At 70.2% G+C, this 9,072-nt stretch carries 6 protein-coding genes and 1 pseudogene; 4 read left to right on the forward strand and 3 right to left on the reverse strand.

The genetic code is table 11. The features are described from left to right. The coding region (locus L810_RS36410; RefSeq protein ID WP_042977670.1) for a cbb3-type cytochrome c oxidase subunit I at positions 1 to 1,344 on the reverse strand (1,344 nt) is incomplete at its 3' end. A 13-nt stretch (positions 1,345 to 1,357) separates the two neighbouring features. After that, positions 1,358 to 2,383, reverse strand: coding sequence for a cytochrome c oxidase subunit II (coxB, locus tag L810_RS36415; protein WP_021163160.1), 1,026 nt, complete (start codon positions 2,381 to 2,383; stop codon positions 1,358 to 1,360). Positions 2,384 to 2,695: 312 nt separating this feature from the next. On the opposite strand from coxB, the gene L810_RS36420 reads away from it, so the two are divergent. Both L810_RS36420 and L810_RS36425 read left to right on the forward strand, forming a co-directional pair. Beyond that, positions 2,696 to 3,679, forward strand: coding sequence for an SDR family oxidoreductase (locus tag L810_RS36420; RefSeq protein WP_021163161.1), 984 nt, complete (start codon positions 2,696 to 2,698; stop codon positions 3,677 to 3,679). 5 nt (positions 3,680 to 3,684) lie between these two features. Beyond that, positions 3,685 to 5,463, forward strand: a complete 1,779-nt coding sequence (locus L810_RS36425) for a glycoside hydrolase family 15 protein (RefSeq protein ID WP_042977671.1) — start codon at positions 3,685 to 3,687, stop codon at positions 5,461 to 5,463. Between the two features lie 40 nt (positions 5,464 to 5,503). Here the strand turns inward: L810_RS36425 and L810_RS36430 are convergent, their stop codons facing one another. Further along, positions 5,504 to 7,321 (reverse strand): thiamine pyrophosphate-requiring protein, encoded by a 1,818-nt coding sequence (locus L810_RS36430; protein ID WP_021163163.1) that lies wholly within the window; start codon positions 7,319 to 7,321, stop codon positions 5,504 to 5,506. Positions 7,322 to 7,451: 130 nt separating this feature from the next. On the opposite strand from L810_RS36430, the gene L810_RS36435 reads away from it, so the two are divergent. Both L810_RS36435 and L810_RS36440 read left to right on the forward strand, forming a co-directional pair. Continuing rightward, a complete protein-coding gene (locus L810_RS36435; RefSeq protein ID WP_021163164.1) occupies positions 7,452 to 8,552 on the forward strand; it encodes an enolase C-terminal domain-like protein in 1,101 nt (366 codons plus the stop codon). A gap of 22 nt (positions 8,553 to 8,574) precedes the next feature. Continuing rightward, a pseudogene (locus L810_RS36440) lies at positions 8,575 to 9,054 on the forward strand (hypothetical protein); the annotation flags it as partial. Between the last annotated feature and the right edge of the window lie 18 nt (positions 9,055 to 9,072).

Genomic DNA, 9,072 nt, shown 5'->3' on the forward strand with positions numbered 1-9,072 from the left:
CGTCAGCTTGCCGAAGCGCTCGTTCATCATCCGCCCCGTGAATTTCGGGAACCAGTACGCGACGCCGCCGAGCACCGGAAACACGTTGATGCCGAGCAGCACGTAGTGCAGGTGCGCGACGACGAAGTACGTATCGGTGAGCTGCCAGTCGAGCGGCACGGCCGCGGTCATCACGCCGGACACGCCGCCGATCACGAACATCAGCACGAAACCCGCGAAATACAGGAACGGCGTGCGGAACACAGGGCGGCCGGTCCAGATCGTCGCGATCCACGCGAATACCGCGACCGCGCTCGGGATCGAGATCAGCATGCTCGCCGCCCCGAAGAACGCGAGCGCGAGCGGCGCGATGCCCGTCGCGAACATGTGGTGCACCCACACTTCGAAGCCGATCAGCATCGTCGCGACGGTCGACACCGCGACGGCCTCGTACGCGACGAGCGGGCGCCGGCAGAAGGTCGGCAGCGCGTCCGACACGATGCCCATCGCGGGCAGCACGACCACGTACACCCACGGGTGCGCGAACATCCAGAACAGGTGCTGCCATAGCAGCGGCCGCCCGCCGTTCGCGACGTCGAAGAAATGCGTGCCGGCATTGCGGTCGAGCCACAGCAGCAGGAACGCGAGGCTGACCGACGGCACCGCGACGAGGTTTGCGACCGATGCCGTCAGCGTGCCCCAGACGATGATCGGCAGCCGGTCGATCGACATCCCGTGCGCGCGCATCCGCAGCAGCGTGACGACGAAGTTCGCGGCACCGCCGGTCGTCGAGATGCCGAGCAGGATCATCCCGAGCGCATAGATGTCGATGTTCGCGCCGGCACTGTAGTCGAGCGACGTGAGCGGCACGTAATTGAACCAGCCGCCGTCGGGCACCGCGCCGAGCGGAAAGCTCGCGTACAGGAACAGCCCGGCGAACAGGAATACCCAGTACGAGAACGCGTTCAGCCGCGGGAACGCCATGTCGCGCGAGCCGAGCATCAGCGGCCAGAGGTAGTTCGCGAAGCCGGACAGCACGGGCAGCGCATACAGGAAGATCATCGTGACGCCGTGCATCGTAAACAGTGAGTCGTATTGCGCGGGTGTGAGCACGGTCGCATTGGGCCGCGCGAGCTGGATGCGCATCACCAGCGCCTCGACGCCGCCGAGCAGCAGGAACGCGAACGCGGTGACGATGTAGCGCAGGCCGATGCGCTTGTGGTCGACCGTGCCGAGCCAGCCGCGCCAGCCGGGTGCCGATTCCCACAGCTCGGCGAGCGCGCGCTCGTGCGGGGAGCCGGGCGGCGCTTCGCCGAGATCGGGTACGCGGCTGAGCGGGGGCGGCGTGTCGCGGGCAATGGCCATCGGCATCCTCGGTTCAGTGCAGCGTGGCGAGATACGCGGCGAGATCGTCCGCGTCGCGCGGCGCGAGCGCAATCGACGGCATCAGCGATTGCGGCTTGATCTGCTGCGCATGCGCGATCCAGCGCCGCAGGTTGTCGGGCGTATTGTCGAGCGTGCCGGCCGCGAGCAGCCGGCGCGTGCCGACGTGCGTGAGATCGGGGCCCGCATCGCCCGTCGCATCGGTGCCGCGTATTGCGTGGCAGCCCGCACAGCGCGCACCGAACACGCGCCGGCCGCGCCGTTCGGCGTCGCTGCCTGGCACGGGGGCCGGCTGGCGCTGCGTGGCCAGCCACGCGCGAAACGCGGCGGGCGGTTCGGCCACGACCTCGAGCGCCATGTGCGCGTGCTGTGCGCCGCAGTACTGCGAGCACTGCCCGCGATAGACGCCCGGCCGGTCGGCCTGCAGCCATTGCCGGTTCGTCTGGCCGGGAATCGCCTGCGTCTTGCCTGCGAGCTGGGGCACCCAGAACGCGTGGATCACGTCGGCGCTGTTCAGTTCGATCGCGACGGGCTCGCCCACCGGGATGTGCAGCTCGTTCGCGACGACGAACGCATCGTTGCCCGTGCCGGCCGGATAGCGGGCGTCCCACCACCAGTCGTGCGCGGTCACGGCGATCGTCAGCGTGGGCGGACGGGGTGGTGACGCGACCGCGCCGAGCACGCACAGCATGTACACGAGCGCAGCGAACAGCAGCACGATCGACACGCCGCTGCCGACGGTCACGAACATCAGGCCGTTGCCCGGGCTGCCGGCGCCCGGGCGACGACGAAACACCGCGAGCAGCAGCAGCGCGGCGATCGAGACGCACACGAACGTGCACAGCCCGAGCAGCGCCCAGCCGAGCACGAACACCGGCTGCGCGGCCGGCCCGGCTGCATGCGCGACGTACGCGAGCGGCAGCGGTTCGGCGGCCGCGCACGCGGCGGCCGGCGCGAACGCGCAGGCCGCCACGGCCATGCACGCGACGTGGCGCGGTTTCAGGGACAGCGGAACGGGCAACGCGGCTCCTTGCCGGGATCGACGGCGCGAGAACAGAACAGCAATCGGACACCCGTGCGTGGCGTAGCAATTCCCGTGCGCGGACGGCTTTCGAGCGCGTTGCGCGCGCAGCGTCCCGTGCATTACCGCACCGTTGTAAATTTGGCGCACGCTTTGACGCTTGACGTTTGACGTGCCCGCGCGGTTGATGCACGGATCGCAACGGCGGCACGCGGCCCGGCATGCCGCTTGCTGCACCGATCGCATTACGGCGCGGTGCGTTCGTGAGCGTGGCGGCGCGGCGGCGATCTGGTAACAGAGGAGGGACCGGAAGTGGAGACCGTTGCGATCACGGGGGCGAGCGCCGGTGTCGGCCGTGCGACGGCCCATGCATTCGCGCGGCGCGGCGCGAACGTCGCGCTGCTCGCGCGCGATCCGCGCGCTTTACACGACACCGCTTGCGAAGTGCGGGCGTATGGCGTCCGGGCGCTGCCGATCGCGGTCGACGTCAGCGACGCGGCCGCGCTCGACACGGCCGCGCAACGCATCGAGGCCGAACTCGGCCCGCTCGACGTCTGGATCAACAACGCGATGGTCACCGTGTTCGCACCGTTCGACGAGATTTCACCGGAAGACTATGCGCGCGTGACGGCCGTCACCTATCTGGGCTGCGTGTACGGCACGCGGGCGGCGCTGTCGCGGATGCGCGCGCGCAATCGCGGCACGATCGTACAGGTGGGCTCGGCGCTCGCGTACCGGTCGATTCCGTTGCAGGCGCCATACTGCGGCGCGAAACACGCGATTCGCGGTTTCACCGACGCGCTGCGCTGCGAACTGCTGCACGCGCGCAGCCGTGTGCGCGTGACGATGGTGCAGTTGCCCGCGATCGACACGCCGCAGTTCGACTGGGCCGAATCGGTCCTGCCGCACGCGCCGCGTCCCGTCGCGCCGGTTTACGCGCCGGAGGTCGCGGCCGACGCGATCGTGCGCGCCGCGCGCCACCCATGCCGCGAGCGCTGGGTCGGCTGGTCGTCGCTCGCGGCGATCGTCGCGAACGGGATCGCGCCCGGCTGCTTCGATCGCTATCTTGCGCAGACCGCCGTGCGCGGCCAGCAACGTGCCGAGCCGGCCGGCCCGCGGGTCTCGAACCTGTGGGAAAGCGTGCCGGGCCGCCACGCGACGCGCGGCGCGTTCGGCGCCGAGGCGCGTCGCACCGGCGCCGACGCCGGGCTCGGCGTGTCGCGCGTCGTCGCGTTCGGCGCAGCCGTCGCGGTGCTCGCGTCGGCGTTCGCCGCCGCCCGCAGATGGAACCGGTGAGCGCGATGCGGATCGAGGATTACGCAATCGTCGGCGACGGCCGCAGCGCCGCGCTCGTCGCACGCGACGGCAGCATCGACTGGCTGTGCTGGCCGGACTTCGACTCGCCGCCGTGCTTTGCCGCGCTCGTCGGCACGCCGGAGAACGGGCGCTTCCGGCTGGCGCCGCGCGAAGCCTCAACCCATGCGCGGCGTCGTTACCTGCCCGGCACCGCGATTCTCGAAACGACGTTCGACACGCCATCGGGCTGCGTCGTCGTGATCGACTGGATGAGCTGGGCGGCGCCCGATCCGTGCCTGATCCGCAGCGTGCGCGGCGAGCGCGGGACGGTCGCGCTCGACATCGATCTCGGCGTACGTTTCGACTACGGCCGCGCGCTACCGTGGTCCCGACGCTTCGGCCGGCGCTGGCGGATGATGACGGGCGGCGATGCCATGTGGCTCGACACCGACGCACTGCTGGACGTGCGGGGCGACAGGCTCGTCGGCACGACACGCATCGCGGCTGGCGAGCAGGCCGACTTCTGCATCAGCTACGCGCGTTCCTACGACCGGCCGCCGGCCGTGCCCGATGCGTACGCATCGCTGCGCGACACGCACGCGTTCTGGCGTGCGTGGTCCGCGTCCGGTGCGCCGGACGGTCCGTATCGCGACGCGACCGAGCGGGCGCTGATAACAGTGAAGTTGTTGTCGAGCGTGCACACGGGCGGGATCGTCGCGGCGCCGACGAGTTCGTTGCCTGAATGCCTCGGCGGCTCGCGCAACTGGGATTACCGGTTCTGCTGGCTGCGCGACGCGAGCTTCACGCTGCGCGCGCTCGTGCGCTGCGGATATCGTGACGAAGCGGCACGCTGGCGCGACTGGCTCGTGCGCGCGATTGCCGATCATCCGTCGCAACTGCAGGTACTGTATGCGGCCGACGGCGGGCGGCGCGCGGACGAATGGGAGGCCGCCCACCTGGCCGGCTACGAAGGCGCGCGGCCGGTGCGCTTCGGCAATGCAGCCGCCGAACAGCAACAGCTCGACGTGTACGGCGAGGTGCTGGCCGCGCTGTACCAGGCGCGCCGCCACGGGCTGCCGCCCGACGACGACGCGTGGACGCTCGAGCGGCGGCTGATCGAGCATCTCGCGACCATCTGGCGCGAGCCGGACGAGGGAATCTGGGAAGTGCGCAGCGGCCGCCATCCGTTCACGTCGTCGAAGGTGATGGTCTGGGCCGCGGTCGAAAGCGCATATCGCTCCGCGCGCGCGTTCGGCCATCATGCGCCGTTCGACGTTTGGCGGCGCTGGGCCGACACGGTGCGGGCGGAGGTCCTCCAGCACGGTTACCACGCGCAACTGGGCCGTTTCACCGACCGTTTCGACGGCGACGGGCTCGACATCAGCCTGCTGCTGATCCCGTTGACGGGAATGCTCGACGCGCGCGACCCGCACGTCGTCGCGACGGTTGCCGCGATCGAGCGCGAACTGATCGAGGACGGTCTGCCGTTCCGCTATCGCCCGCCGCGCTTCGCCGACGGCTGCGAAGGCGAGGAGGGCGCGTTTCTCGCCGCCGGGTTCTGGCTGGTGCAGGTCTACCGGATGCAGGGGCGCGACGACGACGCGCACGCGCTGTTCGAGCGGCTTCTCGACCTGCGCAACGACGTCGGGTTGCTGTCCGAGGAGTACGACGTGAAGGCGCGGCGCATGTGCGGAAACTTTCCGTTCACGCTCGCGCAGGTCGGACTCGTGAACACGGCGCTCGCGCTGCGGGGCGACGGGCGGGACGACGTCGACTTCGGCTGACGCGCCGCGTCGCGCCGTTCCGCGCACGCGCGTGTTTTTGTTACGTCCCGTCCTTTCCGCCGTGTCCGCCGTGGCCCGGCAGCACGGCCGACAGCACCTGCCGCGCGGTTCCGACGATCACGCCGGTTTCGCGCGTATCGCCCTTCACGAGCGTCTCGGCAAAATGCTTCGCCTGCTGCAGCGTCACGTGCGGCGGCAGCGGCGGCACCTCGGGGTCGCTCTTTACTTCGAGCACGACGGGCCGGTCAGACGCGAGCGCTTCGTCCCACGCGGCGCCGAGCTGCTCCGGATCGTCGACGTAGATGCCCTTGAGGCCGAGCAGCGTCGCGAAGCGGTAGTACGGCACGTTCGGGATCTGCTGCGACGCGTCGAACTTCGGGTCGCCTTCCATCACGCGCTGTTCCCACGTGACCTGATTCAGGTCCTCGTTGTTCAGCACCATGCAGATCCAGCGCGGGTCGGGCCACTGGCGCCAGTATTTGGCGACCGTGATCAGCTCGGCCATGTTGTTCATCTGCATCGCGCCGTCGCCGACCATCGCGATCACCGGGCGCACCGGATGCGCGAACTTCGCGGCGATCGCGTACGGCACCGCGGCACCCATCGACGCGAGCCCGCCGGACAGCGACCCCATCATCCCGCGCCGTATCATCAGGTCGCGCGCGTACCAGTTCGCGCAGGAGCCCGAATCGCTCGTCAGGATCACGTCGTCGGGCAGGCGCGGCGACAGTTCGGTGAACGCGCGCTGCGGATTCACGCCGCGCCCGGCGCTCGCCTTCGCGGCGGCACGCGCCGCGAGCGTGTCGCGCCAGTCGCGGTTCCATTTCGCGATCCTGTCGCGCCATGCGGTGTCGCGACGCTCGTTCAGCAGCGGCAGCAGCGCGCGCAGCGTCTCGGCGCTGTCGCCGACGAGGTTGACTTCCATCGGGTAGCGCAGGCTCAGCATGTCGGCCTTCAGGTCGATCTGCACGCCGCGCGCCTGGCCTTCCTTCGGCAGAAACTCCGAATACGGGAAACCCGACCCGACGACCAGCAGCGTGTCGCATTCCGTCATCAGGTCGTAGCTCGGCTTGGTGCCGAGCAGCCCGATCGAGCCGGTGACCCACGGCAGGTCGTCCGGCAGTGCGGCCTTGCCGAGCAGCGCCTTCGCGGCGCCCGCGCCGAGCCGGTCGGCCACCGCGATCACCTCGTCGGTCGCCTTCAGCGCGCCGGCGCCGACCAGCAGCGCGACTTTCGAGCCCGCGTTGAGCACGTCGGCCGCGCGCCGCAGGTCGTCCGCATACGGCACGACCTTCGGCGCCGTGTAGCCGATGCCCGAATGCACGGTGCCGTGCGCGCGTTTCGGCGGCGAATAGTCGAGTTCCTGCAGGTCGTTCGGCAGCACGAGCGCGGTGACCGTGCGTGCGCCGAGCGCGGTGCGCACGGCGCGGTCCACCAGGTGCCGCACCTGGCCCGGCACGGTTGCAAGCTGCACGAATGCGCCGGCGACGTCCTTGTACAGCGCGGTGAGATCGACTTCCTGCTGGTAGTGGCCGCCGAGTGCCGCGCGCGCCTGCTGGCCGACGATCGCGAGCACCGGCATGTGGTCGAGCCGCGCGTCGTACAGGCCCGTCACGAGGTGCGACGCACCGGGGCCGGACGTCGCGACGCAGACGCCGAGCTCGCCTGTAAATTTTGCATGCGCGGACGCCATGAAGGCCGCCATCTCCTCGTGGCGTGCCTGGATGAATTCGATCCTGCCTTCCGCGCGGCGCAGCGCGCCGAAGAAGCCGTTGATGCCGTCGCCCGGGTAGCCGTAGATGCGGCGCACGCCCCAGTCGTACAGCCGCTCGACGATGAAATCCGCCACTGTCGCCATGCCGATTCTCCTTGGATCCGAATGAGCCGATGCAGACCGTCGCGCAAGGCCTGTGCCGCGCGGGCGGCGTCAGGCACACCGGTTGCACCGAATGTCCGCAAGCAAGTTGCAAGCAGACCGGAGCGCAACGATGGCACTTTCCACCGCACCGGCGATCGACGACGTGCGCGCTCGCGCGTACCGCATGCCGACCGACCGGCCTGAAGCCGACGGCACCTACGCGTGGACCGCGACGACCGTCGTCGTCGTCGAGATCGACGCGGGACCCGTGACGGGGCTCGGTTATACGTATACGGACGCGAGCGCCGTGCCGCTCGTGACGTCGCTGCTGGCCGGCGTGTTGCGCAACCGGCCGGCGGTCGACGTGCCGGCCGCCGTCGATGCGATGCGGCGCGCCGTGCGCAATATCGGCCGTAGCGGCATCGCGGCCACCGCGATTTCGGCCATCGATGCCGCGCTGTGGGATGCGAAGGCGAAACTCGCCGACGCGCCGCTCGCGCTGCTGCTGGGCCGCGTGCGCGAACGCGTGCCGGTGTATGGCAGCGGCGGCTTCACGACCTACGATATGCGCACGCTCGCCGCGCAGCTCGACGGTTGGCGTGCCGAAGGCGTGCGCGCATGCAAGATCAAGGTCGGTGCGAACGACGTGCGCGATCCGTCGCGCGTGCGCGCGGCACGCGACGCGCTCGGGCCGCGTGTCGACCTGTTCGTCGACGCGAACGGCGCGTATGCGCCGCGCACCGCCGTCGAGTTCGCGCAGGCCGCCGCCGATTACGGCATTCGCTGGTTCGAGGAGCCGGTCAGCAGTGACGACGTCGCAGGGCTGCGGTTCGTGCGCGAGCACGTCGGCGCGCGGGTCGACATCGCGGCCGGCGAGTACGCGTACACGCCGGACGATTTCCTGCGCCTGCTCGAGGCGCGCGCGGTCGATGTGCTGCAGGCCGACGCGACGCGCTGTGGTGGCATCAGCGGTTTTCTCGCCGCGGCCGCGTTGGCCGATGCGCATCACGTCGACCTGTCCGCGCATTGCGCACCCGCGCTGCATCGTCATGTCGGATGCGTGGCGCCGCGCATCCGACATGTGGAGTGGTTTCACGATCACGTGCGCATCGAGCGAATGCTGTTCGACGGCGCGCCGGTGCTCGTCGACGGCACGCTCGGAATCGATGCGACGCGCGCCGGGCTCGGCCTCGAATTGCGCGCGGCCGACCTGCGCGATTTCGCGCTCTGAATCCCGATCGCAAGGAGGCACGATGCGACACCCCCGAGATCGCGTCGCCGAGCGCGACAGGTTGCTGGCCGACGCCGTACGGCTGCTGAACCGAAGCGCGCTGCTGCTGGCCGGCTCGGTACTCGCCGACAGCGGCGTCGAACACTATCGCGGCACGTTTCACAATCGCGCGATGCTCGCGCCGCTCGCGATGTCGACGCTGTCGGTGATCGCGAGCGTGCACGGCCACGCGGACGACACGCCCGCCCGCCACCGGCTGCGTGACGCCGTGCACGTCGCGTCGGCCGCGGTGGGTGTCGCGGGCGCCGCATTCCACCTGTACAACGTGACGAAGCGGCCCGGCGGCTTCAGCTGGCACAACCTGTTCTACGGCGCACCGCTCGGCGCGCCATTCGCGCTGTTGCTGGCGGGCGCGCTCGGCGCGGCGGGCGAGCGGCTGCGCGCGAGTCCGGCCGCGCCGAGCGCGCCCGCCAGCAACAGCGCGAATGGCGCGCCGAGCGGTGCGCCGTAGAACAGGTTG

The organism is Burkholderia sp. AU4i (genome assembly GCF_000466765.1).
In the GTDB taxonomy this organism is placed as follows: domain Bacteria; phylum Pseudomonadota; class Gammaproteobacteria; order Burkholderiales; family Burkholderiaceae; genus Burkholderia; species Burkholderia cepacia.

Coding starts and splice junctions, on each gene's coding strand:
- L810_RS36430 (WP_021163163.1), bottom strand. CDS start 7,321: ATGGCGACAGTGGCGGATTTCATCGTCGAGCGGCTGTACGACTGGGGC.
- L810_RS36435 (WP_021163164.1), top strand. CDS start 7,452: ATGGCACTTTCCACCGCACCGGCGATCGACGACGTGCGCGCTCGCGCG.
- L810_RS36425 (WP_042977671.1), top strand. CDS start 3,685: ATGCGGATCGAGGATTACGCAATCGTCGGCGACGGCCGCAGCGCCGCG.